The 26,809-nt window shown below is 72.2% G+C and carries 23 protein-coding genes and 1 riboswitch; of the genes, 6 read left to right on the forward strand and 17 right to left on the reverse strand.

Going from position 1 to position 26,809, the window contains the following annotated elements; translation table 11 throughout:
- Positions 1 to 116 precede the first annotated feature (116 nt).
- The 3 genes from ACZ6KY_RS16270 to ACZ6KY_RS16280 are packed head-to-tail and all read right to left on the reverse strand — an operon-like array spanning position 117 to position 2,718.
- The gene (locus ACZ6KY_RS16270; RefSeq protein WP_469310951.1) at positions 117 to 1,454 is read right to left on the reverse strand and encodes a bifunctional 3,4-dihydroxy-2-butanone-4-phosphate synthase/GTP cyclohydrolase II; all 1,338 of its coding nucleotides are present in this window, start codon (positions 1,452 to 1,454) and stop codon (positions 117 to 119) included.
- Positions 1,451 to 2,086, reverse strand: a complete 636-nt coding sequence (locus ACZ6KY_RS16275) for a nicotinamide mononucleotide transporter family protein (protein WP_469310952.1) — start codon at positions 2,084 to 2,086, stop codon at positions 1,451 to 1,453. Before ACZ6KY_RS16275 ends, ACZ6KY_RS16270 begins: the two co-directional genes overlap by 4 nt.
- The gene (locus ACZ6KY_RS16280) at positions 2,083 to 2,718 is read right to left on the reverse strand and encodes a riboflavin synthase (RefSeq protein ID WP_261702721.1); all 636 of its coding nucleotides are present in this window, start codon (positions 2,716 to 2,718) and stop codon (positions 2,083 to 2,085) included. The genes ACZ6KY_RS16275 and ACZ6KY_RS16280 overlap by 4 nt, the downstream gene beginning before the upstream one ends.
- A 153-nt stretch (positions 2,719 to 2,871) precedes the next feature.
- Positions 2,872 to 3,002, reverse strand: a riboswitch (FMN riboswitch).
- A gap of 593 nt (positions 3,003 to 3,595) precedes the next feature.
- On the opposite strand from ACZ6KY_RS16280, the gene ACZ6KY_RS16285 reads away from it, so the two are divergent.
- Positions 3,596 to 4,345 (forward strand): SDR family oxidoreductase, encoded by a 750-nt coding sequence (locus ACZ6KY_RS16285; protein ID WP_469310953.1) that lies wholly within the window; start codon positions 3,596 to 3,598, stop codon positions 4,343 to 4,345.
- Between the two features lie 78 nt (positions 4,346 to 4,423).
- Here ACZ6KY_RS16285 and ACZ6KY_RS16290 read toward each other — a convergent pair whose 3' ends face one another.
- The gene (locus ACZ6KY_RS16290; RefSeq protein WP_469310954.1) at positions 4,424 to 5,656 is read right to left on the reverse strand and encodes an ROK family transcriptional regulator; all 1,233 of its coding nucleotides are present in this window, start codon (positions 5,654 to 5,656) and stop codon (positions 4,424 to 4,426) included.
- Between the two features lie 131 nt (positions 5,657 to 5,787).
- Here ACZ6KY_RS16290 and ACZ6KY_RS16295 point away from each other — a divergent pair, with 131 nt between their 5' ends.
- Entirely contained in the window at positions 5,788 to 6,999 is a 1,212-nt protein-coding gene (locus tag ACZ6KY_RS16295; RefSeq protein WP_469310955.1) for an MFS transporter, read from the forward strand.
- On the opposite strand, the gene ACZ6KY_RS16300 is transcribed toward ACZ6KY_RS16295, so the two are convergent.
- Positions 6,959 to 7,417, reverse strand: a complete 459-nt coding sequence (locus ACZ6KY_RS16300; protein WP_469310956.1) for an acyl-CoA thioesterase — start codon at positions 7,415 to 7,417, stop codon at positions 6,959 to 6,961. The genes ACZ6KY_RS16295 and ACZ6KY_RS16300 overlap by 41 nt on opposite strands.
- A gap of 100 nt (positions 7,418 to 7,517) precedes the next feature.
- Positions 7,518 to 8,855, reverse strand: a complete 1,338-nt coding sequence (locus tag ACZ6KY_RS16305; RefSeq protein ID WP_469310957.1) for an alginate lyase family protein — start codon at positions 8,853 to 8,855, stop codon at positions 7,518 to 7,520.
- A 121-nt stretch (positions 8,856 to 8,976) separates the two neighbouring features.
- On the opposite strand from ACZ6KY_RS16305, the gene ACZ6KY_RS16310 reads away from it, so the two are divergent.
- Positions 8,977 to 10,368, forward strand: coding sequence for a uracil-xanthine permease family protein (locus tag ACZ6KY_RS16310; protein ID WP_469310958.1), 1,392 nt, complete (start codon positions 8,977 to 8,979; stop codon positions 10,366 to 10,368).
- Here ACZ6KY_RS16310 and ACZ6KY_RS16315 read toward each other — a convergent pair.
- On the reverse strand, positions 10,350 to 11,465 hold the full coding sequence (locus ACZ6KY_RS16315; protein WP_469311087.1) for a glycoside hydrolase family 6 protein: 1,116 nt from the start codon (positions 11,463 to 11,465) through the stop codon (positions 10,350 to 10,352). The two genes, ACZ6KY_RS16310 and ACZ6KY_RS16315, sit on opposite strands and share 19 nt — an antisense overlap.
- Before the next feature lie 172 nt (positions 11,466 to 11,637).
- On the opposite strand from ACZ6KY_RS16315, the gene ACZ6KY_RS16320 reads away from it, so the two are divergent.
- A complete protein-coding gene (locus tag ACZ6KY_RS16320; RefSeq protein ID WP_328556690.1) occupies positions 11,638 to 12,312 on the forward strand; it encodes a DUF5995 family protein in 675 nt (224 codons plus the stop codon).
- Positions 12,313 to 12,404: 92 nt separating this feature from the next.
- Positions 12,405 to 13,334, forward strand: coding sequence for an LLM class F420-dependent oxidoreductase (locus ACZ6KY_RS16325; RefSeq protein WP_328556689.1), 930 nt, complete (start codon positions 12,405 to 12,407; stop codon positions 13,332 to 13,334).
- Positions 13,335 to 13,371: 37 nt separating this feature from the next.
- Here ACZ6KY_RS16325 and ACZ6KY_RS16330 read toward each other — a convergent pair whose 3' ends face one another.
- The 10 genes from ACZ6KY_RS16330 to ACZ6KY_RS16375 form a co-directional block, all read right to left on the reverse strand.
- Entirely contained in the window at positions 13,372 to 15,066 is a 1,695-nt protein-coding gene (locus ACZ6KY_RS16330) for a flavin monoamine oxidase family protein (protein WP_469310959.1), read from the reverse strand.
- 60 nt (positions 15,067 to 15,126) lie between these two features.
- Entirely contained in the window at positions 15,127 to 15,948 is an 822-nt protein-coding gene (locus tag ACZ6KY_RS16335) for a carbon-nitrogen hydrolase family protein (RefSeq protein WP_469310960.1), read from the reverse strand.
- Between the two features lie 351 nt (positions 15,949 to 16,299).
- The gene (locus ACZ6KY_RS16340; RefSeq protein ID WP_469310961.1) at positions 16,300 to 16,680 is read right to left on the reverse strand and encodes a DUF742 domain-containing protein; all 381 of its coding nucleotides are present in this window, start codon (positions 16,678 to 16,680) and stop codon (positions 16,300 to 16,302) included.
- Between the two features lie 7 nt (positions 16,681 to 16,687).
- Entirely contained in the window at positions 16,688 to 17,191 is a 504-nt protein-coding gene (locus ACZ6KY_RS16345; protein WP_469310962.1) for a roadblock/LC7 domain-containing protein, read from the reverse strand.
- Complete coding sequence (locus tag ACZ6KY_RS16350; protein ID WP_469310963.1) at positions 17,181 to 19,526, reverse strand: sensor histidine kinase; 2,346 nt, start codon at positions 19,524 to 19,526, stop codon at positions 17,181 to 17,183. Before ACZ6KY_RS16350 ends, ACZ6KY_RS16345 begins: the two co-directional genes overlap by 11 nt.
- Before the next feature lie 139 nt (positions 19,527 to 19,665).
- Entirely contained in the window at positions 19,666 to 21,186 is a 1,521-nt protein-coding gene (locus tag ACZ6KY_RS16355; protein ID WP_469310964.1) for an HAD-IA family hydrolase, read from the reverse strand.
- Positions 21,187 to 21,826: 640 nt separating this feature from the next.
- Complete coding sequence (locus tag ACZ6KY_RS16360) at positions 21,827 to 22,888, reverse strand: ABC transporter ATP-binding protein (protein WP_469310965.1); 1,062 nt, start codon at positions 22,886 to 22,888, stop codon at positions 21,827 to 21,829.
- Positions 22,889 to 22,890: 2 nt separating this feature from the next.
- Positions 22,891 to 23,709, reverse strand: a complete 819-nt coding sequence (locus tag ACZ6KY_RS16365; RefSeq protein WP_469310966.1) for an ABC transporter permease — start codon at positions 23,707 to 23,709, stop codon at positions 22,891 to 22,893.
- Positions 23,697 to 24,602 carry an ABC transporter permease gene (locus ACZ6KY_RS16370; protein WP_469310967.1) on the reverse strand — a complete coding sequence of 302 codons (906 nt, stop codon included), beginning with the start codon at positions 24,600 to 24,602 and terminating at the stop codon, positions 23,697 to 23,699. The genes ACZ6KY_RS16365 and ACZ6KY_RS16370 overlap by 13 nt, the downstream gene beginning before the upstream one ends.
- On the reverse strand, positions 24,599 to 25,756 hold the full coding sequence (locus ACZ6KY_RS16375) for an ABC transporter substrate-binding protein (RefSeq protein WP_469310968.1): 1,158 nt from the start codon (positions 25,754 to 25,756) through the stop codon (positions 24,599 to 24,601). Before ACZ6KY_RS16375 ends, ACZ6KY_RS16370 begins: the two co-directional genes overlap by 4 nt.
- Positions 25,757 to 25,967: 211 nt before the next feature.
- Here ACZ6KY_RS16375 and ACZ6KY_RS16380 point away from each other — a divergent pair, with 211 nt between their 5' ends.
- Positions 25,968 to 26,708 (forward strand): GntR family transcriptional regulator, encoded by a 741-nt coding sequence (locus ACZ6KY_RS16380; protein ID WP_469310969.1) that lies wholly within the window; start codon positions 25,968 to 25,970, stop codon positions 26,706 to 26,708.
- Positions 26,709 to 26,809: the final 101 nt, after the last annotated feature.

Here is a 26,809-nt window from a genome sequence, read left to right on the forward strand (position 1 = left end):
GTTCAGCCGGTACTGCTGTGATGCCAGTACCGCTGTGTTGCCGGTGGTGCTGTGTTGCCGGTGGTGCTGTGTCGCCGATCGTGCCGTGCCGTGCCGGTGGTTCCGGTCGTGCGGTGTCACTGGCTCCCGCAGGCCGACACGGTGGTCGTGTCGAGCCAGGGCAGGTCGTGCCCCATCCGGTCCCGCTTGGTCCGCAGGTAGCGCAGATTGTGTTCGCCCGCCTGGACGGGCATGGGCTCGCGCCCGGTGACCCGCAGGCCGTACCGGACGAGCGCGTCGGTCTTGTCGGGGTTGTTGGTCAGCAGACGCAGGCTGCGGACGCCGAGGTCCTCCAGGATCCGCGCGCTCGCGCCGTAGTCCCTGGCGTCGGCGGGCAGGCCGAGTTCCAGGTTGGCGTCGAGGGTGTCCCGGCCGCGCTCCTGGAGTTCGTACGCGCGCAGCTTGGAGAGCAGGCCGATGCCGCGCCCCTCGTGGCCGCGCAGGTAGACCACGATGCCGCGGCCCTCGGTCTGGATGCGCTCCATGGCCGTCTGGAGCTGGGGTCCGCAGTCGCAGCGCTGCGAGTGGAAGACGTCGCCGGTGAGGCACTCGGAGTGGACGCGGACGACGACGTCCTCGCCGTCGCCGATCTCGCCGTGGACGAGGGCGACGTGCTCGACGCCGTCGGCGGTGGAGCGGTAGCCGTACGCGGTGAACTCGCCGAAGGCGGTGGGGAGACGGACCTCGGCCTCGCGGCGGACGGTGGGTGCGGCGGGGGCCGCCCCGGCCCCGGCCGACGTCACGAGTTCGGCGGAGCGGCGGTAGGCGATCAGGTCCTCGATGGAGATGATCGTCAGGCCGTGCTTGCGGGCGAAGGGGATCAGCTCGGGCAGCCGGAGCATCCGGCCGTCCTCGCCGGCGATCTCGACGATCGCTCCGGCCGGGCGCAGACCCGCCAGCCGGGCCAGGTCGACGGCGGCCTCGGTGTGACCGTTGCGGGCCAGGACGCCGCCGGGCCGGGCGCGGAGCGGGAAGATGTGGCCGGGGCGCACGAAGTCCTCGGCCCCCGAGACGCCGTCCGCGAGGAGACGCAGGGTGGCGGCGCGGTCGGCCGCCGAGATGCCGGTGGTCACCCCGTGCGCGGCGGACGCGTCCACCGACACCGTGAACGCGGTCTTCATCGACTCGGTGTTGTCGTCGACCATCTGCGGCAGGCGCAGCCGGTCGAGTTCGTCGCCCTCCATGGGCGCGCAGATCAGCCCGCGGCACTCGCTCATCATGAAGGCGACGATCTCGGGGGTCGCCATCTCGGCGGCGACGACGAGGTCTCCCTCGTTCTCCCGGTCCTCGTCGTCGACGACCACGATGGGACGGCCGGCCGCGATGTCGGCGATGGCCTGCTCGACGGGGTCGAGCGCGAAGTCCGAGGCATCTTGATCGTGCCCGGTGCTGTACCAAACCGGCGCCGTTGTCATGCCGGGGCTCCTTCCAGGACGGGCTGCCCGGCCTCACGGGAGCGCAGCCACCAGTCGCGCAGGCCCCACAGGACGAGCGCGCCGTACAGGACGTAGACGAAACCGGAGAAGGCGTAGCCGTTGGCGAAGTTGAGCGGGACACCCACCACGTCGACCAGCAGCCAGGCGAACCAGAACTCGACCATGCCGCGGGCCTGCGCGTACATGGCGACGATCGTGCCGACGAAGATGTAGGCGTCCGGCCAGGGGTCCCAGGACAGGGTCGGGTACGCGTGGAACAGAGCGCTGACCGCGAGGGTGCCCACGACGGCGGCGCCCACCATGTACGCGCGCTCGCGCCAGGTGGCGAACCGTACGGAGACGCGCCCGTCCTTGCCCCCGCCGCGGTTCCACTGCCACCAGCCCCACAGGGCGACGGCCATGACCACGACCTGCTTGCCGGCGCTGCCGGTGAGGTGGCCGAAGAAGGCCGCGAACAGGATGACGCCGGAGAGGAACTGGACGGGCCAGCTCCACAGGGAACGGCGCCAGCCGAGCGCGAGGGCGATCAGACCGATCACGTTGCCGATCATGTCCGACCACTTGATGTGCTGGTCGAGCAGGACGAAGGCCTCGGAGTTGAGCCAGTTCACTGCCCGGCCCCCTGGACTCCGGGCAGACCGGCGGGCTGCTCGCCGCGGGCGCCGAGCAGCCGCTCGACGTACTTGGCGATGACGTCGACCTCGAGGTTGACCGGGTCGCCGGGCTGCTTGCGGCCCAGCGTGGTCAGGTCGAGGGTGGTGGGGATGAGGCTGACGGTGAAGTAGTCCGGGCCGGCGTCGACGACGGTCAGGCTGATGCCGTCGACCGTGATGGAGCCCTTCTCGACCACATAGCGCGAAAGGTCGGCGGGCAGCGAGATCTTGACGATCTCCCAGTTGTCGGACGGCTTGCGCTCGATGACCGCGCCGGTGCCGTCGACGTGTCCCTGCACGATGTGACCGCCGAGGCGCTCGCCCACGGCCATGGGCCGTTCCAGGTTGACGCGTGAGCCCACGGTGAGGGCGCCGAGGCTGGAGCGGTTCAGGGTCTCGGCCATGACGTCGGCCGTGAACTCGTCGCCCTCGTGCTCGACGACGGTGAGACAGACTCCGTTGACGGCGATGGAGTCGCCGTGCTGCGCGCCCTGCGTGACGACGGGGCCACGCAGGCGGAAACGCGAGGCGTCGTCGAGCGTCTCGACGGCGGTGACCTCACCCAGCTCTTCGACGATTCCGGTGAACACTTCCCGGGTCCTCCTGCCTCATAGGGCACGGACTCCGGGGCTGTCGATGACGACAGAATGAGCGGACCGCGGCACACCGGGAGCTACGCCGAAAGAGCACTCGTCCCGCAGGACGAGAAGCGACAAACGGCAGCGCGCACAGATGCCCGCCCGCCGCGCACTGCCTCCCATCCGGACTTTAACCGTCGGTCCAGGAATTTCACCTGGTCAACCGGCCGCTGGAAGCGACCGGGTCGCGGACTATAACCGCCGGTTCGGAATTACACCGACCCCGGAGTGCGCTGCTTCTGGTACAGGGCCAGTGTGCCACGCCCGGCCGACAGCCATGCGGCGGACGCCCTGTGGGGTGGCTCACAGCTGATCGGCATGGACTTCCGCGGAAGGGTGTCGCCGGTCAACCTCCGTGACATCGCGCGACTTTGGGCCGTAGCACACGCCGTCAAAATTGGTCCATACCTATTGACGCTATGGTCTAGTCCTCTTAGTGTCCTCGATCAAGACTGCGTGATCATTCATCGCCGGTCCCCCACGATCGACCCGGCGGCGGTGACGAAGGCCCTTGCCCCGCCGCCGGGTCCCCCAGCCGCACGGGCGGACCGCCGGAACCCCCGCGCCGCCGGAACCCGTGCGCTCCGCGGGCCCACGGCCTCCGCGAGGCCAAAGGCGTGGCGACGAACCCCACCGCCGGCTCCGGGCCGTGTCGCCCGCGCCCGTGCGAGGCGCGAACCTGAACCCGTACAGGACACGGAAGCGAGCCCACGCGGAACGAGGACATCGCCCCGCTCGGCCTGTCGTCACCTCCGCGGGGGCTGTCCGGTCTCCAGTGGTGAAGGGTGCTCCGGCCGGGAGCGTCCGGGCGTCGAAAGGACTGAACCCCATGACCAGGATCCTGGTGACCGGCGGTACCGGAACCCTCGGCCGGCTCGTCACCGAGCGGCTGCGGGCCGACGGGCACGAGGTGCGGGTGCTCAGCCGGCACGCGCAGGTGTACGCCGTCGATCTGCGCGAGGGCGGCATCGGCCTGGACGCGGCCGTCACAGGGGTGGACGCGATCGTGCACTGCGCGACCTCACCACGAGGAGGCGACGACCGGGCGGCCGAGCGACTGATCGCGGCCGCGCGCCGGGCGGCCGTCCCGCATCTGGTCTACATCTCGATCGTCGGCGTGGACCGGGTCCCGTTCGGCTACTACAAGACCAAGTGGGCCGTGGAGAAGCTGATCGAGGGGTCCGGGATCGGCTGGACGATCCTGCGCGCCACCCAGTTCCACGACCTCGTCGCCCAGGTCCTCGCGGGGCTCGCGAAGCTGCCCGTACTGATCCTCCCCGCCGGGATCTCCGACCAGCCGATCGAGGTCGCCGAGGTCGCCGACCGGCTGGCCCAACTGGCGGCCGGTGCGCCCGCGGGGCGCGTCGAGGACATGGGCGGGCCCCAGGTGCGCACGTTCCGTTCACTGGCCGCCGCCCACCTGCGCGCCACCGGGAAGCGGCGCCCGCTGCTGGACGTACCTCTGGCGGGCAAGACCTACCGGGCGTTCCGGGAGGGCCACCACCTCACCCCGGGGCACGCCGTGGGCAGGGGAACGTTCGAGGACTTCCTGCGAGCGCGCTCCCAGAACCCGCGCTGAACGCGCGCCGCTCTCGGGGAGGCCGTACAACGGCAGGGATCTCGGCGGGGTCCTCGACGCCGGCCGGCCGCCGGGGACCTACCGCGACGACGGCGGGGCGAACAGTTCGTCCTGTGCGCCGTCGCGCGCGGTCAGCAGGGCGCCGCGCAGCACCGCGCCGCCGCCCAGGGTGCTCGCGCGCACCTCGGTCGGGAGCGGCGACATACGGACGAGCCGCCGCTCGACCCGTGCGGCGAGCGCGGTGCCGCCCGCCTGGCCGACCTCGCCGCCGAGGACCACGCAGCCGGGGTCCAGTACGGCGATGACGGAGGCCGCCCCGATGGCGAGGCGGTCGGCGAGGGCGTCGAGGAAACCGGCGGCCGTCGGGGAGCCGGGAGCCGCCACCGCCTGTCTCACCAGCGCCGCGGCATGCGGTTCGTGAGCGTTCGGCTCCGCCGAGACGCCGTGCTCCGCCGCGAGTGCCGCGACCGCCGCCGACCCGGCCAGCGAGTGGAAGCCGCCCTCGCAGTCGGTCGCCGAGGGGAGGGTCGTGGTGCCGGGCACGGGCAGGAAGCCGATCTCCCCGGTGCCTCCGGAGGCGCCGCGGCGCAGGGCGCCGTCGAGGACGACGGCGGCGCCGGTTCCGTGACCGAGCCACAGCAGGACGAAGGTGTCGCGGTCGCGGGCGATGCCGTCGCGCTGCTCGGCGAGGGCGGCGAGGTTGGTCTCGTTCTCGACGAGGACGCGGGCCTCGGGGAGCCGTTCCTGGAGGGCCGCGACCAGCCGCCGGTGCCAGGCGGGCAGGCCCGAGGAGTCACGGAGTTCGCCGGTGGCGGGGTCGATCAGGCCGGGCGCGCCGATGCCGACGGTGTGCAGCCTGCCCCACCCCCTGACGAGTTCGCGCGGCGGCGTCGCCCCGAGGGTCCCGGCCTCCTTGGCCACCCGTTCGACCAGCGCGACCGCCTGCTCGACCGCCGGTCCGGTCCCGGTGTCCCCGCCGATCGGCACGGACGCCTCGGCCAGGACGTGACCGACCAGGTCGCAGACGACGACGGAGACTCCCTCCGTACGGACGTCCAGCGCGGCCAGGTGGGCGCGGTCCGCGACGATCCCGTAGACCCGGGCGTTCGGGCCGCGCCGCTGCTCCCCCGACTCCCCGACGACCATGACGAGTCCGGAGGCCGTGAGGCGTTCGACGAGGTCGGCGACGGTCGGCCGGGACAGTCCGGTGAGCTGCTTCAACCGCCCTGCCGTCAAAGGGCCTTCCTGCTGCAACAGCCGCAGGGCGAGCCGGTCGTTGATGGCCCGTGCGGTGCTCGGGGATGCGGGCATGCCGGAAATCCTCCCAGATCGGCGGGGCCGCCCGGTGAGCGGGCGGTGAGCGGTCGTCTATCTATCAGGCAGGGTTCCTGATAGTTTACGGCGGCAGCATGGGGAACCATCACCCGGGGAGGGGCCTGAGCATGAGTGACGTGGTCTTCGACCAGCGCGAGGTGAAGCGCGCCCGGTACGCCGTGGCGGCCGTGTTCGCCGTGCACGGAGCCGTCACCGGGTCGTTCGCGACGCGCGTGCCGTGGATCCAGGACCACGCGTCGGTCAGCGCCGGGCAGCTCGGTTTCGCCCTCGCCTTCACCGCCCTGGGCGCTTCCTGCTCCATGCCGCTGGCCGGCCGGATCACCCACCACTTCGGCAGCCGTACGGCGCTGCGCGGACTCATGGCCCTGTGGACGCTGGCGCTGATCCTGCCGTCCCTGGCGCCGAACCTGCTCACCCTGTGCCTCGCGATGTTCGTCTACGGCGCCACGGCGGGGATGGCGGACGTCGCCATGAACGCGCTGGGTGTCGAGGTCGAGAACCGGCTCGACAAGTCGATCATGTCCGGGCTGCACGGCATGTGGAGCGCCGGCGCCCTGATCGGCGCGGCGGCCGGCACGCTCGCCGCGCAGCTGGGCTCGGACGCGCGCCTGCACCACGTTCTGGCGGCGGCGACCCTCACGCTCGTCGGTCTCGCCGCCTGTCGCTGGGTGCTCGATCTGCGGCCCACCGAGGACGAGGAGCCGCCGCCGCGTTTCGCACTGCCGCCCCGGTCGGCGCTGCTCATCGGCACGGTCGGCTTCTGCGCGGTGTTCGCGGAGGGCGCGAGCCTGGACTGGTCGGCGGTCTATCTGCGCGACCAGCTGGACACCTCGGCCGGTCTCGCCGCGGCCTCGACCACCGGCTTCATGCTGACCATGGCGGTGGCCCGGCTGGTCGGCGACTCGGTGGTGAACCGATTCGGCGCCGTGCGCACCGTACGGGCGGGCGGTGTGCTGGCCGTGCTCGGCGGGCTGCTGATCGTCGTCGCGGAGGATCCGGCCGTGGCGATGGGCGGCTTCGCGCTGCTCGGCCTCGGGATCGCGGTGGTCGTCCCGCTCTGCTTCGCGGCGGCCGGGCGCAGCGGCCCCAACCCCAGTCAGGCCATCGCGGGCGTCGCGACCATCACGTACACCTCGGGACTGATCGCGCCGAGCCTGATCGGGTCGGTGGCCCAGGCGACGAGCCTGATGGTGTCGTTCGGGCTGGTCACGGTCCTGGCGTTCGGGCTCACCGTGCTCGCGGGCGTGCTGCGGGCCGGGGACCGCAGCCGTCCGAAGGTCAGTCCCCCGAGCGCAGCAGTTCCCGGCCCGCGGACCTGAACCGGTCGCTCCACGGGGTCGGACGCAGCGTCCCGGCGTCGAGCCGGACGAGCACCCGGGTTCCGTGCGCGTAGGTGACCGCGCCGTCGAGGGAGCAGAAGCGGAAGCCGTACGTGAGTCCGGTGTTCCCGAGCCGTTCCAGCCAGAGGTGGACGGCGTACGCGCCGGGACGGCTGACCGGGGCCTCATAGGTGATCCGCAGTTCCTTGACGGCGTTGCACGAGTCGCCCGCCGCCTCCCAGTCGCCCTCGAAGCCGAAGCCGCGCTCGCTCCACAACGCGGCCCAGGCGCGCTCGACCATGACCGGATACCGGGCGTTGTGCAGCAGTCCGAGCGCGTCGAGGTCGTCGAAGTGGACGGTGACGGGCAGGAGCCGTCCGTACGGGAGGGCGGGGGCGACGGGGGCTTCGGCGGTCACGGGCGGGGCTCCTGGGACGTACGGCGTGCGGATGGGGCACGTATGGCTGAAACGCCACCCCCATCCTAAGCAAACGCTCAGGAGCCCTGTCCGGGCGGGATCAGCCCGCGATCGAGTCGAGCTGCTCGGCGGCCGGCCGCAGCTCCCACAGATCTCCGCCGGGCGGTGCTTCGAGCTTCGAAGCGGCGGCCCGCGCGGCCCGGTCGCCGGCGTCGGCCGCCGCGTGCACCACGTCGCTCGCGGCGAAACGGTGGAACTCCAGCTCGGGATGGTTCCACGGCTCGGCGCCCGTCGCGGCGGGCAGCAGGTAGTCGACCGCCTTGAACAGGCTCTGGCCGTCCGGCCCTTGATACTTCCAGAGGTCCACGCCGACGTGCCGGCCGATCGCCGCGAGGCGGGTGTACGCGACCAGGTCGAAGGTCGAGTAGTGCCAACTGCGGGTGCGGGCCAGTTCCTGGGGCTGGCTGCCGTCGGCGGCGATCTGCGGGTCGACGCGCAGGGCGCGCGCGGCGAGCACGGTCCGCCGGGCGAGGTCCTTGTCGCCGGTCGCGTACGCGAGGGCGGCCAACTGGAGGTCGTAGAAGGTGCCGTGGTTGTTCTGCGCGGCGCCCTCCTCCTTGCCGAAGGCGCTGTCCGTCAGCCAGTCGCGGAAGCCGGTGTTCCAGTCGAGCATCGCGGCCCGGTCGCGCCGGGACCAGCCGGGGGCGCCGGTGTCCAGGACGGCGATCGCGTCGAGGACGCTCGTGTAGGACTGCGAGAAGTCGATGACGCCGATGGCCCGGCCGTCGTACTTGCAGGGGATGAACTGGCCGTGGTCCAGGTTCGGGTTCATCCGCGTCGCCGGGTCCAGGAACCAGGTGCGCAGGATCTGGGAGGCCTTCTCGGCGTACCGCTTCCGGCCGGTGTAGTACCAGGCGAGCGCGAGGTCGTACGTCGAGTCGAAGACCTTCTCGACGTCCTGGCGGTCGGTGCCGGTGTCCACCTCGGGGTTGCGCTGTCCGTCGCGCTGGACGTAGGGGCAGCCCCAGGGGTTGTCGGCGGTGGCCGGCCGCGAGGGCCACCAGTACGGGGCCTGGCTCAGGTAGTCGTGAACATCGCCACCGGGGGCGGGTTTCGGCTTGTCGACGACCGTCCAGGGGCCCTGGCCGAGCCAGTTGTCGGCGCGGGCCGTCAACGCCCGCAGCGAGAGGGCGAGTCGGCGGTCGCCGTGGTCCAGGCGGACGCGGGTCCGCCGGAGCCGGCCGCCGTCGAGGACCGCGGTCCCCGGGATTCCGGGCGCGGCGTGAGCGGACGCCGAGAGGGCGGCGACGGACGGGGTACGAGCGGACGCGGCGGCGGCCCCGGATGCCGTACCGGCGGACGCCGAGGGGACGACGACGGACGCGAGCGCGACGGTGGCCGCCGCGATCACCACGCCCAGTCTGGATCGTGCACTCACAGAACACTCCGATCAGACATATGAACGATGTTCACGAGTAGGGCCGTGTGAGCGTAGAGGCCGCTGGCCGACCGCGACAATGGTCCGGACAGATTCACGTACAGAAAAGGGAATCCTCACCATGGACCTCGGCGTGCGCTGGAAACTGCACGGCGACGGGCGGACACCCGCCCCCGGAGCGGTCGTCCGCCCCGATGAACGCCTCTCCTGGCCCCGGACCTTCGGGCTCGGCGCCCAGCACGTGGTGGCCATGTTCGGGGCGTCGTTCGTGGCACCGATCCTGATGGGGCTCAACCCCAACCTCGCGATCATGATGTCCGGAGTCGCGACGGTCATCTTCCTGCTCGCCACCCGCGGCCGGGTGCCCAGCTACCTGGGCTGCTCGCTCTCCTTCGTGGGCGTCGCCGCCGTGATCCGCGCGCAGGGCGGCACCAGCGCGACGGTGACCGGCGCGTGCTTCGTGGTCGGCGTCGTGCTGTTCCTGGCCGGGCTCGCCGTCCAGCGGTTCGGGGCGCGGATCATCCATGCCGCGATGCCGCCGATCGTGACCGGCGCGGTCGTCATGCTGATCGGCTTCAACCTGGCGCCCGTGACCGCGTCCACCTACTGGCCGCAGGACCAGTGGACGGCCCTGCTCACCATGCTGGTCACCGGAGCGGCCGTGGTGTGCCTGCGCGGCTTCTGGTCACGCATCGCGATCTTCCTCGGGCTGGTCTTCGGCTACGTCATCTCCTGGGCCTTCGACCGGATCTTCGGCCGCATCCACTCGGTGGACGCGAGCGGCAAGGTCACCGACCACTGGCGGCTGAACCTCTCCGGGGTCGAGAAGGCCGACTGGATCGGGCTGCCGTCCTTCCACGGACCCACGTTCCAGTGGTCGGCGGTCCTCGTCGCGCTGCCGGTGGTCATCGCGCTGATCGCCGAGAACGCCGGGCACGTCAAGGCCGTCGGCGAGATGACCGGTGACCCGCTGGACGACAAGCTGGGCACCGCGATCTCCGCGGACGGCGCCGCCTCCATGCTCTCCACCGCGGTCGGCGGTCCGCCCAACACCACGTACTCCGAGAACATCGGCGTGATGGCCGCGACCCGGGTCTACTCGACGGCCGCCTACTGGGCCGCCGCCGGCTTCGCGCTGCTCTTCGGCCTGAGCCCCAAGTTCGGCGCGGTGGTCGCGGCGATCCCGGGCGGCGTCCTCGGCGGCATCACGGTCATCCTCTACGGCATGATCGGGCTGCTCGGCGCGCAGATCTGGCTCAACGCCGGGGTGGACCTGCGCAATCCGCTGAACCTGGTGCCGGCCGCCGCGGGCATCATCATCGGCATCGGCGGGGTCACCCTGAAGTTCACCGACAACTTCTCGCTGAACGGCATCGCGCTGGGCACCGTCGTCGTGATCACCGGCTACCACGCGCTGCGGGCGATGGCCCCGGCCCACCTCAAGCAGGAACCCCTGCTCGACTCCGGGACCTCGGCGTACGACGGGCCCGGGGATCAGCGCGCCAGCTCGTAGGCGTACTCCGCCGAGAAGGTCCCGGCCGTGCCCCGGCAGCCGTCCGACTCACCCGGCGGCTTCACCCACAGATAGGCGTCGATCCCGGCCTCCCCGGTGCTCAGGGTCGGCGCCTCCCCGATCCTGCGGCCCGGCGGATCGCACCACGCGCCGCCGGCGGCGGGGCCGTTGCCGTTGCGGCTCGTGTCGATGACGGCACCGAGGCCCGCGGGGCCGCCGAGCGCGGACAGTACGCGCCGGGCATAGGCGATCTCGTCACTCGTCCGGTTGAAGTTGGAGACATTCGTGAAGATGCCGTCGGAGGAGGCGGGTGAGGCCGCGCCCGCCCGGCGGAGCAGCGCGGCCTGATCGGCGGCCGGGTTCCAGTCGGAGTTGCCCGCGTCGTAGTAGACCCGGGCCCTGGGGTTCGCCGCCTTCAGGACGCGTCCCGCGCGGGCCAGGGAGGCGAAGCGGTCGGCCCGCCCGCCCTCGGTGAGGCAGTCGGACTGGGCGACAGCGTCGGGCTCCAGGACGACGACGACCTCGCCGGAGCCGAGCCCCGCCGCGAATCCGTCGATCCAGCCGTCGTAGGCGGCGAGGTCGGGCGCCCCGCCCTCCGAGGCGCCGCCGCAGTCGCGTTGCGGGATGGCGTACGGCACGAGGACGGGCACCTGGCCCCGCGCGGCGGCGGCCGACGTCACGGCCCTGACCCGGGCGGTGATGGTGTCCGGCGTGAAGTCCGCGAACCACACGGCGGCCGGTCGGTCGGCGATCCGGGACGCGATGACCGCGCGCCGGGCGTCACCGGGGTGGGTGTCGACCCAGTCGCGTACCTGGGAGTCGGGATGGCGGTAGAGGAGAGCGGGGGCCGCCGCGGTCCGTGCCGTCCGCGCGCTCGGCGAGGGGTGGAGGGCCGGCTTCGGTTTCGGGGAGGCCGGGCCGGACGGAGACGGCGCGGCCGAGGCGGGCGACGCTGTCGGCCCTCCGGGCGACGGGCCGAGGTCGGGCGAGGGGGTCACCGGCGGTTTCGCGTCCTTCGCCGGGTGCCCGTCGTCGAGTGCGGACACCACCCCTGTCGCGGTGCCGGCCGCCACCACGACCGAGGCCACGGCGACCATGACGCCGCGTGCGGCGGACCAGCCCCGTTCGGTGCCGCGCTGGACCGGCCGCTGGGCGCGTAAGCCTGACACGTGCTGTTCCCCCACTCCCGCCACGGCCGCGTTCCCCCGTTCTGGGGAAGCCTTCGGCCCGGCGGCACGTCGGCCACCCTAGGACTGGGACGCTGCCCCCATGGCGCAGTCGGCACAGTTCACCACTCCCGTTGACACGGTCGTCTCCCGTATGCGCGCCCTGGCCGCGGAGCTCCCCGGGCGGGACGGGCTCGCCGTCTTCAACCGCGTCTACCTCACCGTCACCGAGGAGTTCGACCGGCGTCTGGACGCGGGGGTCTTCCCGGACCACCGGACCGCGATCACGCTGGACGTACGGTTCGCGGAGCGCTATCTGGCGGTGGCCGAGGAGGGGCGCGCACCCGCCTGCTGGCGGCCGCTGCTGCGCTTCCGCCGCCATCCGGGGGTACGCCCGCTGCAGTTCGCGATCGCGGGCATCAACGCGCACATCGGGCACGATCTCGCGCTCGCCGTGGTGGACACCTGTCGTACGCTCGACTGCGAACCGGTGGACCTTGAGGACGAGTTCGACCGTGTGGGCGACCTCCTCGTCTCGCTGGAGGAACACATCCGCGAAGAACTGATGCCGGGCCCCGACCTGCTCCAGATCGCCGATCCGCTCACCCATCTGCTCGGCTCGTGGAGTCTGGAGCGGGCGCGCGAGGCGACCTGGGCGGCGGCGCGTGCCCTGTGGGCGCTGCGCGGACTCCCGGATCTGGCCGAGGAGTTCGCCGGGCGCCTCGACGCGGCGGTGGGCCTGGTCGGCCGGATGCTGCTCACTCCCCTGCCGGACTGATCCGGCCACGCGGTGCGGTCCTCGCCGAAAGCCGGGGGCGGCCACTGTACGTTGATCGGTCGGCACACTCTGACGCGAAGGAGTACACGGGTATGACGACCCGACTCGGCCTCACCCTCCCGCAGATGAAGCAGTACGACCTCGGACGGGACGTGCCCGACGTGGCGCGCGCCGCCGAATCCATCGGGTACGAGAGCCTCTGGGTCTTCGAGCGGGCCCTGTTCCCCGATCCTCCGACGCAGGGGCTGTACGGCATCGAGGGACTTGCCTGGCCGGAGGCGTACCGCGGGGTCGCCGACCCGCTGGTGACCTTGACCCTCGCGGCCGCGGCCACCGAGCGCGCCGAGCTCGGCACCAGTGTCCTGGTGGCCCCGCTGCACGTGCCCTTCCAGCTCGCCAAGGCGCTCGCCTCGCTCGACGCCGCGAGCGGCGGCCGTGTCGTGGCGGGCCTCGGCACGGGCTGGTCGCTCGACGAGTACGCGGCGGCGTCCGCACGGCCCTTCGAGGAGCGCGGCCAGGTCCTCGACGAGGTGATCGAGGTGTGCCGCGCGGTCTGGGGTCCCGACCCGGTGGTCCACGACGGCAGGCTCACGAAGATCGCGTCGGCCGCGGTCGGTCCCAAGCCCGCCCGGCCGATCCCGATCCTGCTGGCCGCCAACACCGGAAGGGCGCGGCGCCGGCTCGTCGACCACGCCGACGGATGGATGCCGATCGGCATGGGCGTGGAACAACTGGCCGCGCAGTGGACCCAGTTGCAGGACCTGGCCGCCGAGCGCGGGCGCACCGAGCCGCTGCGCACGGTGTTGCGGACCAACCCGCAGTACACGGCGAAGGGGTACGAGGGCGGGGACCGCCAGCCCTTCCAGGGCAGCGTCGAACAGATCGTCGAGGATCTGGTCGCCCACGCCGAGCTCGGTCTCGGCGAGATCTTCTTCGACCTCCAGAGCTCGGTGCGGGACGCCCAGGAACTGAAGGACGTGGCCGCCGAGGTGTACGAGGCGGCGCGGGCGGCCGGGGTCTGACCCGCACGCCGCGCACCCCGCGCCCCGCGGGGAAGGATCAGTCCTCGGGGAGTTCCACCGGGGCGATCTCGTCGTAGACGTCGCCGGGCCCGGGGTTGCTCGGGTCGGTCGTCCCGCCGAGCTGGTGCATGACGCCCCAGACCGCGTTCAGCGCGGTCTGGACGGCGCCCTCGGCCCAGCCGGCCGTCCAGGAGATGTCGTCGCCGGCGAGGAAGATGCCCCGCTTGTCCTCGGGCAGCGACTCCTGCATGAAGTGCGTGAACAGGCGGCGCTGGTAGCGGTAGTGGCCGGGCAGGTTGGCCTTGAACGCGCCCATGAAGTAGGGCTCGTTCTCCCAGGACACGGTCACCGGGTTGCCGATGATGTGCTTCCTGATGTCGACCTTCGGGTAGATCTCGCCGAGCGACTTCAGCATGACCTCCATCCGCTCGCTCGCGGACAGCGGCAGCCACTTGAGGCTGTCGTCGCACCACGTGTACGAGAGGCAGATGACGGCGGGCTTGTCCGGGCCCTCGTCCAGGAGGTAGGTACCGCGCGTCATGCGGTCGGTGAGCGTCATCGACATGACGTCACGCCCCGTCTCCTCGTCCTTGTCCAGCCAGAACGGCCGGTCGACGGGGACGAAGAGCTTGGAGCTCTCCATGTAGTGGGTGCGCTCGATCGCCGTCCAGTGGTCGATCGGGAAGAGCGAGTCGTCGCAGGCGACCTTGGAGAGCAGCATCCAGGACTGGGCGGTGAAGATCGCCGCCTTGAACGTACGGATGTCGCCGTTCGCGTCCGTCACCGTGATGCCGTTGCCCGCGGTGCGGTTCAGCCGGGTCACGGCCGGACGCGGGGCGCCGTCGTGCAGCGTGGACAGCGAGGTGCCGTACGCCCAGTGGACGATCTTCTCGGGCTCGCGCTCCCACAGCCGCAGCGGAAGCTGCTGGGAGCCGCCGACGATGCCGCGGTGGTGGTCGTCGGCCTCGGTGTAGACGACGCGCAGGATCTCCAGGATGGAGTTCGGGAAGTCGGTGTCCCAGCCGCCGGTGCCGAAGCCGACCTGGCCGAAGATCTCACGGTGCCGGAAGGACTTGAAGGACTCCGACTCGCAGAGGAAGCCGTAGAAGGTCTGGTTGTCGAGCTTCTCGACGAGCTTCGACCAGATCTCCCGGATGCGCGGCACATCGCGCTCGCGCATGGCCTGGTTCATGTCGGAGAAGTCGGCGCCGTCTTCAAGACAGGCGTTCCAGGCGTTCATCACGTCGCGGTAGACCTGCGGGAGGTCGTCGACGGAGGTCGCGTAGTGCGACTCGCCCTTGAGGTCGACGACCGTCGACGGGGTGGACTCGGCGAGGGGGTTGGGGAACGGCCGGGTCTCCAGGTCAACCAGGTCGATGTAGTGCTGGAGGGCGGTGGAGGACGGCGGGAAGCGCATCGCGCCCATCTCTGCGGTCAGCGAGGGGTCGCAGCCCTCGAAGCCGACCGTGCGCAGCCGGCCGCCGATCTCGTCCGCCTCGTACACGACGGGCTTGAGGCCCATCTTCATCAGCTCGTACGCGGCCACGATGCCGGACAGTCCGCCGCCGATGACGGCGACCTCGGTGCCGTGCTCGGTCGCGGGTATCTGCCCGAGGCCCGCGGGGTGCGCGAGGAAGTCGTCGTAGGCGTAGGGGAAGTCCGGGCCGAACATGGTGATCGGCGGCTGCTGCACGTCGGCGTGCTGGACGGCGGTGGGCACGGTGGACGTCATGGGGTCGGACTCCTTGCGCGAAAGCTGGTGAGGGGAAGGCTGGTTGGACCCGGCGGGCGGTCAGACGAGGGACGCGTAGAGACCGGGGCGGCGGTCCTTCAGATACGGGTTCGTCTCGCGCGAGGCCGCGAGGAGGACGGGGTCGGCGTCCGCCAGGACCAGTTCCTCGCCGCGGCCCGCGCGGGCCCGGGCGATGCCGTCGGGCGATGCCAGCGTGGACAGTCCGACGAACTCGAACTCCCCTTCCGGGCCGGTGCGGTTGACGTACGCGACGTACATCTGGTTCTCGAAGGCGCGCACCGGGACGACGGACTCGGCGACGAACTGGAACGGGTGCATCTGCGCGGTCGGCACGAGCAGCAGGTCGGTGCCGGCGAGGGCGTGCGCCCGGACGTTCTCCGGGAACTCGACGTCGTAGCAGATCATGAGGCCGACCCGGAGGCCGTTCAGTTCCGCCTGGACGACGGCCTGCTCGCCGGGCGTGAAGTGGTCGCGCTCGAAGCAGCCGAAGAGGTGGGTCTTGCGGTAGTTCGCGAGCCGGGTGCCGTCGGCGGAGATCAGCTGCACGGAGTTGAAGACGTTCGCTCCGCCGTCGGCCGGGGAGCCTTCGCCGTGACCCGCCTCGCGCTCGGGGTAGCCGTAGGCGACGGCCACGCCGTGCCGGGTGGCGATCTCGGCCACCGCGTCGGCGGAGTCGCCGTCGGCGGGCTCGGCGAGGCGCGCGATGTCGTCACCGATGGCGTAGCCGGTCAGGAACATCTCCGGCGTCACGATCAGCCCGGCGCCCGCTGCGACGGCGCGGCCCGCGGCCTCGTCGAGCACCTTGAGGTTCTCGACGATCGAGCCGGGGCGGCCGGAGCTCTGGAGCAGGGCTGTGCGCATGCGGGTTCTCCACCGGTACGAGGGGGGGTTCGGGGGGTCAGATAGACGGTACGGTCGGCCGGCGCGACGGGACAAGAAGGACCCGTTGCGCGCCACCGAACGATTCATTGCGTGCGCATGGCGCTCGGCGGCGATTCGTTGCGCACCCCGCCGCGCGCCCCGGTCATGACCCCGATTCCCTGGAGACGCAGGTCACAGACGGGTTCCGCACCCTGGGACGGAGAGGCCACGGAGACGACCCGGAGACGGACCGGGGAGGACAAGGAGACGAACCGGAGACGGACCGGAGACAGGGCGACACGTGGGGATTCCGGCCGGTCCGACCCCGTGTCCGGCGGTCCGGGCGGACGCTCACAGTTCGCGCAGCCGCTCCACGATCTCGCGCAGGAGTTCCGGGTCGGCCGCCGGGCCGCCGGGCGGCGGCCGGTACGGCTCGTCGATGCGCAGCAGACCGGCCTCGGCCAGGTCGCCGAGCAGGACGCGTACGACGGTCAGCGGCAGGTCGGCGTCCGCGGCGAGCTCGACGACCGGCCGGGGGCCGCGGCGGGCCAGGTCGAGCAGGGCCGCCGCCGCATGGTCGACACCGGGCTGCCCGGCGTCCGGCTCCAGGACCGTGACCTGCGACATCAGATCGATGACGTGCCGGTCCGAGGGCCGGGTCCGGCCCCCGGTGACGGTGTAGGGCCGGACCATCGGCCCGGTCTCGTCCTCGTACCAGTGCTCGTCGGTCACGGGCGGATCAGTGGCCCGCGGAGTCAGCCGCCGAACGTACGGCGGCGGCCATGTGGCGGCCGACGCGGCGGACGAGCAGTTCCATCTCGTGGGCGAGCTGTCCGACGTCCGTCTGGACTTCGCTGAGCACGGCCAGCCGGCTTCCGTCACCCGCCGGGGTGATGAAGAGGTAGGCGTCGTCGAGCATCACCATGGTCTGGCGCACCCCGCCCGCGGCGAAGCGCTCGCCCGCCGAACGGGCGAGGCTGTGGAAGCCGGAGCAGACCGCGGCGAGGTGTTCGATGTCCCGTCTGCGCATGCCGTCCGAGTAGCTCAGCGGCAGACCGTCGGCGGTGAGGAGCACGGCCTGGCGGACGTGGTCGGTCCTGGCCACCAGGTCGTCGAGCAGCCACCCGAGATCGGTGCCGGGCCGTTCGGTGCCGTCCCCGGACTCGGAGACACCGTCCGCCGGTTCCGGGTACTGGGCCTCGAAGGTCTGGGCGGGGTGCTCTGGGAGCTGGTCAGGGCGCATCGTCGGCGTCCGTCCCTTCCTCGGTGTCGGTTCGCTGCGCGGGGCCGGGCCGCGCGGGGCCGGACTGCACGGAGCCATGCCGCGTGGAGCCGGACCCGCTGGTGCCCGGCTGCGTGGGCAGGCCCTTGCGGCCGCGGTCGAGGCCGCGCTGGAAGGCCCCGAAGACCGCCCGCATCTCCTCCGGAGTGACCTCGCGCTCCGGCGTCTCGTCGGTCACCGGTCCCGCGGTGCGCAGCTCGGGGGCGAGGGCCCGCTGGCGGACCCGGGTGGGCAGCACGGGCGGGTCCGGAACCGAGGTGTCCTGCGCCGCGACGCCGACCTCCTGCTCGCGCCGCGCTCTCCGCTGCTCCGGGAGGACCACGGCACCCGTCCGCGAGGGCAGTGCCACCGGGTCCGGGTCCGCTCCCCCCGCCTGGCGCGCGGACTCCACCGGTTCGAGAACCGCCTCCGGCAGCAGCACCACCGCCGTCGTACCGCCGTACGGGGAGCGGCACAGCGTGACCTTGATGCCGTGCCGTGCGGCGAGCCGCCCCACCACGTACAGCCCGAGCCGGTCGTGCCGGGTGGGGTCGAAGTCGTCCGGCCGGGTGAGGGTGCGCTGGGCCTCCTCGATCTGCTCGGGCGCGAGACCGAGGCCGCGGTCGTCGATCTCCAGGACGAACCCGCTCCCGGCCCGCCCGGTGCGCAGGGTGACCTGGGTGCGCGGCGGTGAGAACACGGTGGCGTTCTCGACGAGTTCGGCGATCAGATGGACGACGTCGGCGACGGCGTCCGCCGCGACACCCACCTCGGGCATCGGGGGGACCACCACGCGCGTGTAGTGCTCGATCTCGCTCACCGCGGAGGACACCACCTCGGCGACGGGCACCGGCCGTCGCCAACGGCGGCCCGGGGCCGAGCCGGAGAGGATGATCAGACTCTCCGCGTGGCGCCGCATGCGCGTGGTGAGGTGATCGATCCGGAACAGGTCGTCCAGGACGTCCGGGTCGTCGGTGCGCCGCTCCAGCGTGTCGACGAGCTTGAGCTGGCGGTGGACGAGCGCCTGGTTGCGGCGGGCGATGTTCAGGAGGACCGCGAACAGCCCGCGGCGCAGGGTGGCTTGCTTGACGGCGGCCTCGACGGCGGCGAGCCGGGCGGTGTTGAAGGACCGGCCGACCTGGCCGATCTCGTCGGCCACCGCCTCCACGTCCGCCAGGGGCGGCGCCTCGGCGGCGGCGTCGACCTCCTCGCCCGCGCTCAACCGCTCCATGACATGCGGAAGCTGACGGTTGGTCAGCAGATCGGCGGCGTCCCGCAGCGACTCCAGGCGGCGCGAGATGCGTCGCGCGCCGCGCACCGCGAACCAGAGGGACAGTCCCACGGCGGCCAGCCCCAGCACGCCGACGATCGCGGCCTCGGCCAGCTGCTGGTAGGCGAACGCCCTACCGCGCGCGGCGGAGTTGAGCGCCGACCGGGTGCACAGCCGCATGTACCGCTTGACGGCGCGGTCGGTGGTGGTGCGCCAGGAGCCGGCCGCGACGGCCTCGCCCGCCCGCTGCGCGCCCGCCCGGAGCAGGGCGTCCTCGTCCCGGGTCAGTTCCTTGTGGAGGTCCTCGTGCTGGAAGTCCTCGAACAGGGCGCGCGAGTCGGCCGGGAGGTCGGGCACATAGGTCCGCTCGAAGACCCTGCGGTCCTCGATGGTCGCGGTGAGGGTGTCGTACTGGCGGTCGGTGAGCGTTCCGGCGGCCCGCGCCCCGGCGACGAGCGCGTCCTCGCGGGACACGAAATCCCGCACCCGCACCAGTTCGACGACGACCTGTGCCTCGCGGGCCAGTTGTCCCGCCTGGAGTGCCGTGAGCGCGGACTCGACGTCGAAGCCCGGTTCCACCAGGGCGCTGTATTCGGCCACGGCCCGGTCCCAGGTGACGGAGCGGGACAGCACCCGGCCGCGCAGCCTCTCCAGTCCGTCGGCGGAGTGGAGCATGGTGTCGAGCACCTGCCGCTGATGGCCGGAGAGCCGGCTTCGGTCCCCGTTCCGGACCGCCGTGCGCAGCGCGGTCACGGCGCGGTCGGTACGGCGCTCCTGGGCCAGCAGGTCGGTGCCCGCCTTCGTCCCGTTCGCGGCGCCCAAGTACGCGGCGGCCAGGCGCCGTTCGATCTGGATCTGGCCGATCGCCGTGTCGACCGGCGTGCCGAAGGTGTCGTAGACACCCTGGAGGCGGACGAGCGCGCGCAGTTCGCCGGTGACGGACACCATGGCGAAACTCCACAGCGTCATGAGGGCGATCACCGGAGCGATCGAGAGGGCCACGATCCGCGAACGGACCGTGGACGGACGACCGAAGGGCCAGCGCATGGTCTCCCCAGGACGACAGGACGGTCGGATGGCCGGGTGACGGTTGGTAACCCATCGGGTGTTACTCGCGGGTAGCGATCGCGGCTCAAAACTAGTGGATGGCGCGCCCGGACCGCAATGGTCCGGACTGACTCACCGTTCAACCCGTACGGCACGCACCGCCCGGCCCGTCTCGTCGGTCACCGTGGGGCAGGGCGAAGACCGTGACGACCGCCGCGTGGTCCGAGGGCCAGTCGTTGCCCGCGACTTCGGGCCAGGGCCACGGGGTGCCGCTGACCAGCGTGCGGGAGTCGAGAACGGTCAGGCCCCGGTGCAGGACGAAGTCGATCCGGTCCTGCGGTTCCGGGCGCCCGCTGCCGTCCTCGTGCTCGGCGTGGACGGGCGACCAGGTGTGCCCGGGATCCCGTACCGGGTCGGGGTGCGCCTCGCGGTAGGAGTCGCACAGGCCCGCCTCCTCGGCGGCCCGGGTCACCGGCCAGGCGACATCCGGCCAGTCCAGGTGCGAGGGCACGTTGAAGTCGCCGGTCAGGACGACCGGAACGGACGCGTCCGAGGTGTCGGCGATCCGCCGCAGGATCTCCCGCATCCGGTCGAGCCGCCCGCTCTCGTGCGCGACGAGTTCGGCGGCCGGCAGTCCGTCGAAGCGGGCCTCGTAGGGGCCGTACGGCGCGCAGTCGAGGTGGACGCTCCAGACGTCCACCCGCTGCCCGCCGCCCAGTTCGATCCGGACGCCGGTCCCCCCGTAGAAACCGACGTCCGGATCACCCAGCCCGGCGACGATCGGGTGGCGGCTGATGACACCGAGGTTGTCGCCCGCCCGGTGGTGGTGCCAGCCCAGGGCGTCGGCGAGTTCCCGCGCCGCGTCCCCGTACGTCTCCTGGAGGCCGACCACGTCCGCGCCCGTCTCGGCGATGACCTTGAGCTGCTTCTCGCGGTACCCGTCGACCTTGGTGCCGCCGTACCAGAGGTTCCAGCTCATCACCCGCAACTCGCCCGGGGCGACCATCGCGCGCAGCCGGGCCGGGGACACGCCCTCCAGACTGCCGAGCACGGTACGGCCGGCCGCGGGCGGGATGGGCGCGAGCGAGGGCACCGCGAGGACGGCGCAGCCCGCCGACTCGGCCGAGGTGACACCGGTCTGGGTGTCCTCGACGGCGACGCAGGCGGCGGGGTCGACGCCGAGGGCACGGCAGGCGGCGAGATAGGGGTCGGGGGCGGGCTTGGTGCGCTCGGTGTCGTCGGCGGTGACGGAGACGGCGAAGCGTTCGGCGCCGAGCGCTTCCAGGACGGTGTCGGCGACCGCGCGCGGGGAGGCGGTCACCAGGGCGGTGGGTACGCCTTCGCGGGCGAGCGCGTCGAGCAGTTCCGTCGCCCCGGGGCGAGGCACGATGCCCGTACGGACCCGGTCCGCGAACTGCTGGTGCAGCTCGGCGGCGATCTCCTCCCCCGGTGCGCCGGTGACCCCGGCCAGCCAGCCGGCGGTGTACTCGACGGGCCGCCCGAGCACCTGCGGCTGATCGGCCCCCGTCAGCGCGTGCCCGAACCCGTCGGCCACCTGCTCCACCGCCTCCCACCACAGCCGCTCGGTGTCCACGAGCGTGCCGTCCATGTCGAACAGGACGGCCTGGAGGGGAAGTCGGGCGGTGGTGCGGTGGGTCACGGTGTTCTCTTTCTTCGGTGGGGGACTTAGCGGGGGGATCGAGTAGGGGGACCGCGTGGGGGGATTGGTTCGGGCCGCGGAGTGGTCAGGTTCGGATGTGGGTGCCCTCCAGGGCGTCAGCGGGCGGTGCGGGGCCGGGGGCTCCGCGTAGGTGCACGGCCCCGCGCTCCCGGCCGTACGGTGCCGACCCGACGGCGGGTGCGGAGCTGCACGGCCGGGCGCCCCTGGCCGTACGGTGCCGACCGACGGCGGGGTCCGGGCGCCGGGTACGGCGCCAGGACACCCGCTGTGCCAACCCGCCGCACCGCGAGGTGCAGGCCGGCCAGTCGCCCCGCTGGACGGGCATGGCGCCGTACGGAGTCCGGCGTCCGGCGCCGGGCTGAACACGACGGCCGGCGCCGGCCGGGCGTGTCCGCCCGTCGCGCGGGACCGGCATCCGCACCGCACCCGCACCCGCGGGGTCCGTTCACCCCGTGGGCCTCGGCGCCGTACTCCCCGCGGAGACCTCTGCCGGTCTTCGCGGGCCGCGCCCCAGTCGTCGTGCCCCCGGATGCCACGCCCGGCGCGGTACCGGAAGTCGCCCCGCCCCCGGACGGGGCGACTTCCGGCGACCTCGGGCGGGCGCCCGATACCGGGTGCCTCAGCTCGTGCGCTCCGCGACCAGGACCGGACGGTCCGGCAGGGTGACGGTCGCGGCGGCGCCCGACGTGAGCGTCGCGGCCTCGTGCGTGGGCAGGTCGGCCTTGACCTCGGTGCCGTCGGCGAGCCGCACGGTCACCCGGGTGGCCGCGCCGAGGAACGCGGTGGCCACGACCCGCGCGTCACCCGCGTCGTCGGCGCTCACCCGGACCGCCTCCGGCCGTACCAGCACATCCACCTCCCCCGCGGCGGGCGCGTCCCCGTCCACCGGCAGCCGTCGGCCGAGGACTTCGACCCTGTCGCCGTCGAGGGTCCCCGGGATCCGGCTCATCGTGCCCACGAACTCGGCGACGAAGGCGGTGGCGGGGCGCCCGTACAACTCGGCGGGCGACGCGCACTGTTCGAGCCGGCCGGCCCGCATCACCGCGACCCGGTCCGCCATGGACAACGCCTCTTCCTGGTCGTGGGTCACGAACAGGGTGGTGATGCCGAGTTCCAGCTGGAGCCGGCGGATCTCCTCGCGCAGCGAGAGCCGCACCTTGGCGTCCAGCGCGGACAGCGGCTCGTCGAGCAGCAGGACGCGGGGCCGCAGCGCGAGCGCGCGGGCCAGCGCGACGCGCTGCTGCTGGCCGCCGGAGAGCTGGTGCGGGTACCGCTCACCCTTGTCCCCGAGGCCCACCAGATCGAGCAACTCGGCCGCGCGGGAGCGTCGTTCGGCCGTACGCACCTTGCGCATCCGCAGTCCGAAGGCCACGTTGTCCAGGGCGCTCAGATGCGGGAAGAGGCTGTACGACTGGAAGACCATCCCGGCGTCGCGGCGATGTGCCGGAACCCGGGTGATGTCCTCGCCGTCGACCAACACCTCACCGGAGTCGGGATGTTCGAAGCCGGCGAGCATGCGCAGCGCGGTGGTCTTGCCGCAGCCGGAGGGGCCGAGCAGGGCGAGCAGTTCACCGGGCCGGACGGTGAGGTCCAGGCCGTCGAGAGCGACGGTCGGACCGAACTCCCGCCGGAGCCCCCGGAATTCGACGGTGGCGGCCTTGTCGAGCGTGGCGACGGTCATGGTTATCCCCGGGAGGCGGAAGCGGTACGGGAGCGGCCGCCGAAGACGGCGAGCGCGAGGAGCAGTGCCCAGGTGAGGAACAGGCTGAGCACGGAGACGGCGACGGACATCTGGGCCTGCGAGCCGCCGACGTTGTAGATCCACACGGCGAACGGCTGGTAGCCGAGCAGGCGCGCGACCGTGAACTCGCCGAGCACCAGGGCCAGGGTGAGGAAGGAGGCGTTGAGCAGCGCGCCGCGCAGGTTGGGCAGCACCGCGCGCACGAGCGCCTGCGGGCGGCTCGCGCCGCAGCTTCGGGCCGCCTCGACGAGGGTGCGCACGTCGACGGCGCGCAGTCCCGCGTCCAGGGCCCGGTACACGAACGGCAGTGCCATCACGACGTACGCGAGGACGAGGACGATCGGGAAGCCCGGGTCCTGGATCGTCACGAACGTCTCGAACAGCGGGGTGCGCGACAAATACTCGGGACCCCACTTCAGGACGGTGGCGATACCGGCGACGAACGCGATCGGCGGGACGACCAGCGGCAGTGAGCACACCACCTCGACGACCGGCCGCAGCCTGGGTGAGCCGAGCCGCAACGCGACCGTGGCGGGCACCATCAGGAGCAGCACCACGACGATGGTCGCGGCGGCGAGCTCCAGCGAGAGCAGCAGACTGGAGACGAATCCGTCGGCGGACACGATCTGGGTGTAGGCGTCGAAGGTGACGCCCTGCCCCGGCACGTCGACCGTGAAGATCACGGACGCGGCCATGGGCACCAGGAAGTACAGCGCGGCGAGGGCGAGGACCGCCCAGCGCCACGGGTTCAGGCGAGCCATCGCGCGCTCCGTCGTTGCAGGGGCAGGTACACGGCCATGACCAGGCCCGCGATGAGGACCATGTCGAGGCTGAGGGCGAGCGCCACGTTCTCCTGGCCGACCAGCACGTTGCCGGAGATGGCGTCGGCGATCTGCAGGGTGACGAGCGGCACCGCGCTGCCCACCATGGCGGCGGCGGTGGCGTACGCGGCGAAGGCGCTGCCGAAGAGGAGCACGAGTCCGCCGAGGAGCGAGGGCGCGAGGACGGGCAGCGCCACGTGCCGCCAGTACTGGACGGAGGTGGCGCCGTTGTTCTGCGCCGCCTCGCGCCACTGGGAGCGCAGGCCGTCGAGGGCGGGCGTGATGGTGAGGACCATGAGCGGGATCAGGAAGTACAGGTAGACGACGACCAGGCCCCAGAAGCTGTAGAGGTTCCAGCCCTTGTCGGTGAGGCTCAGGTGCCGTGTCAGGACGCCGGAGTTGCCGAGGGTGGCGACGAAGGCGAAGGCCAGCGGGACGCCGCCGAAGTTGGCGAGGACCCCGGAGGCGGTGAGCACGGCCTCGCGCAGCGCGCGGAACCGGGAGGTGACCACGGCCTGGGCGAGCGGCAGTCCGAGGACGGTCGCGAGGCCCGCGGACACGGCGGACAGCTTGACGCTGCCGATCAGGGCGGTCAGGTACGCGCCCTGGAACGAGCCGGTCAGGTTCGCCGTGGTGTACGAACTGGCGCCGGTGGTCTGGTTCTTGACCGTGAAGGCGCCGTTGAGCATGGCGAGGGCGGGGACGCCGAAGGAGATCGCCACGAAGACGAGCAGCGGGAGGACGGCGAGCGGGCCGGTGGCGCGGCGCCGCCGCTGCTGGTGGGCAGCGGCGGGCGCCACGTCGGCCGGGGCCTTCGTGAGAGCGGTGGTCATCCGGAGACGGCCTTGCCCCAGCCCTGGGCGAGCACGGTCTTGGCCTTGCTCTGCTGGTCCTCGGTCGGGAAGCTCGGGGTGCCCGAGACCGCGGGGAGCTTCGCGGCGGCGGTCTTGTCGAGCGTGCCGGCCTTCTCCATCGCGGGCATCAGGACCGGGCGGGCGTACCCCTTGAGCCAGAGGTTCTGGCCCTCGGCGCTGTAGAGGTACTCCTGCCACAGACGGGCCGCCGCCGGGTGCGGGGCGTCCTTGTTGACGGCCTGGGAGTAGTACTGGGAGAACTGGCCGTCGGAGGGCACCGAGACCTTCCAGTCGACGCCCTTGGACTTGAACTCGTCGGCGTAACCGGCGTTCAGGTAGTCCCAGTCGATGCTGATGGGCGTCTCGCCCTTCTCGACGGTGGCCGGGGTCGACTCGACGGGCGTGTAGTTGCCGTTCTTCTTCAGCTTGGCGAAGAAGTCGAGGCCGGGCTGGATGTCGTCGAAGGAGCCGCCGCTCGCCAGCGAGGCCGCGTACACGCCGCCGAAGGCCGAACCGGACTTGGTGGGGTTGCCGTTGAGGGCGACCTGGCCCTTGTACTGCGGCTTGAGCAGGTCCTTGAAGGTCGTCGGGCACTCCTTGACCTTCTTGGCGTCGCAGCCGATGGAGATGTAGCCGCCGTAGTCGTTGTACCAGCGGCCGGCCGCGTCCTTCTGCCCCTCGGGGAGGTCGCCGAAGGCGGTCACCTTGTACGGGGCGAGCAGCCCCTGCTGGGCGGCGCTCAGCGCGAAGGAGCTGCCGAGGTCGAGGACGTCGGGGGCGCGGTCCTGGCCCTTGCGCGAGGTGACGGCGTTGATCTCGTCCTGGCTGGTGCCGTCCGGGCCCTCGACGTCGATCTTGATGCCGTACTTCTTGGTGAAGCCGTCTATGAGGGCGCCGTAGTTGGCCCAGTCGCGGGGAAGGGCGATCGCGTGCAGCGTGCCCTCCTTCTTCGCGGCCTTGACCAGGGCGTCGAGACCGCCGAAGTCGGCGGCGGAGGTCGCGGTGGCCGCGCTCTTGCCGTCGGCGGTGGTCGCCTTGTCGTCGGGAGCGGCGCCGCAGGCGCTCAGGGTGAGGGCTGCGGCGACGGCGAGGCCGCCGGTGAGGAGGGCGGTCCTCGGCAGGAACACGGTCACGGTCTCTCCAGGGTGACGCACGAGGGTGGGGTGGCACGGAGAACTTGTCTGAACAAGTTGGCCCCAGTAGGCCCGCCGATGGTGTCTTGTTCGTAAACTTTGGTGAAACCGTGACCCCCTATTCCCTGCACAATCCCGGCCGACGCGGATCACGGTCCGATGTCGATTAGGCTGATCAGGCTGTACACAGTGGTCGAATCAGAGGGGAAGAATGGCGGCGCGACACGAGGAGATCGCCGAGGAGCTGCGGCGGGCGATCGACCGCGAGGAGTACACCGTGGGCAGTCTGCTGCCGGCGGAGACCGACCTCGCGGCCCACTACGGCGTCTCGCGCGGCACGGTCCGCCAGGCCGTCGCGGCCCTGACCGCCGAGGGGCTCATCGGGTCACGCCAGGGCGCCCGCCGGGTGGTCCTCGCGGGCCGCCGCAGCCAGAGCTTCGCCGAACTGCGCAGTTTCGCCCAGTGGGCGCGCGCGATGGGGCGCGGGGCGACGGGACACGTGGTGGCGCAGGAGTACCGCCCGGCGACGGCGGAGGACGCCGTCCGTCTCCAACTCCGGGAGAGGACACCGGTGTTGCACGTACTGCGGGTGCGCGGCCTGGACGGCGAGCCGGTGTTGCTGGAGCGCACGGTGTACGCGGACTGGATCTCCCCCGCGGTGGCGGCGATCGAGCCAGAGTGCTCCTCCGTCACCCAGCGGCTCTTCGAGGACACCGGTCTGGTCTTCGCGTACGGCGAGCACGTCATCGACGCCGTCGCGGCGGGCGCCCAGGACGCCGACCTCCTCGGAGTCCGCCGCACCAGCCCCCTGCTGCGCGTCCGCCGCGTCACCACCACCCGCGAAGGCCGCCCGGTGGAATGGTCCGACGACCGCTACCGCTCGGACGCGGTGAGCTTCAGCGTCCACAACTCCATCGGGAACAACGCCCTGGCGAGGAAGACAGCGGAGTAGCGGTCCGCTAAGGGGACCGGGCCCCTCGGCAAGGCCGGGCGCGGGAGCGCCCGTAAGGGGCGCGAGGAACTGCGCGCCCAGCCACGACAGTCCCGCAGCCG

The sequence above is a fragment of the Streptomyces sp. NPDC042002 genome (genome assembly GCF_055588305.1).

Bases quoted from the DNA above. Each gene is read 5' to 3' on its own strand.
- ACZ6KY_RS16290 (WP_469310954.1), bottom strand. From the start codon at position 5,656: ATGCCCGCATCCCCGAGCACCGCACGGGCCATCAACGACCGGCTCGCC.
- ACZ6KY_RS16350 (WP_469310963.1), bottom strand. From the start codon at position 19,526: ATGCGCTGGCCCTTCGGTCGTCCGTCCACGGTCCGTTCGCGGATCGTG.
- ACZ6KY_RS16335 (WP_469310960.1), bottom strand. From the start codon at position 15,948: ATGCGCACAGCCCTGCTCCAGAGCTCCGGCCGCCCCGGCTCGATCGTC.
- ACZ6KY_RS16365 (WP_469310966.1), bottom strand. From the start codon at position 23,709: ATGGCTCGCCTGAACCCGTGGCGCTGGGCGGTCCTCGCCCTCGCCGCG.
- ACZ6KY_RS16285 (WP_469310953.1), top strand. From the start codon at position 3,596: ATGACCAGGATCCTGGTGACCGGCGGTACCGGAACCCTCGGCCGGCTC.
- ACZ6KY_RS16320 (WP_328556690.1), top strand. From the start codon at position 11,638: ATGGCGCAGTCGGCACAGTTCACCACTCCCGTTGACACGGTCGTCTCC.
- ACZ6KY_RS16330 (WP_469310959.1), bottom strand. From the start codon at position 15,066: ATGACGTCCACCGTGCCCACCGCCGTCCAGCACGCCGACGTGCAGCAG.
- ACZ6KY_RS16380 (WP_469310969.1), top strand. From the start codon at position 25,968: ATGGCGGCGCGACACGAGGAGATCGCCGAGGAGCTGCGGCGGGCGATC.
- ACZ6KY_RS16325 (WP_328556689.1), top strand. From the start codon at position 12,405: ATGACGACCCGACTCGGCCTCACCCTCCCGCAGATGAAGCAGTACGAC.
- ACZ6KY_RS16315 (WP_469311087.1), bottom strand. From the start codon at position 11,465: ATGGTCGCCGTGGCCTCGGTCGTGGTGGCGGCCGGCACCGCGACAGGG.
- ACZ6KY_RS16295 (WP_469310955.1), top strand. From the start codon at position 5,788: ATGAGTGACGTGGTCTTCGACCAGCGCGAGGTGAAGCGCGCCCGGTAC.
- ACZ6KY_RS16370 (WP_469310967.1), bottom strand. From the start codon at position 24,602: ATGACCACCGCTCTCACGAAGGCCCCGGCCGACGTGGCGCCCGCCGCT.
- ACZ6KY_RS16270 (WP_469310951.1), bottom strand. From the start codon at position 1,454: ATGACAACGGCGCCGGTTTGGTACAGCACCGGGCACGATCAAGATGCC.
- ACZ6KY_RS16360 (WP_469310965.1), bottom strand. From the start codon at position 22,888: ATGACCGTCGCCACGCTCGACAAGGCCGCCACCGTCGAATTCCGGGGG.
- ACZ6KY_RS16310 (WP_469310958.1), top strand. From the start codon at position 8,977: ATGGACCTCGGCGTGCGCTGGAAACTGCACGGCGACGGGCGGACACCC.
- ACZ6KY_RS16345 (WP_469310962.1), bottom strand. From the start codon at position 17,191: ATGCGCCCTGACCAGCTCCCAGAGCACCCCGCCCAGACCTTCGAGGCC.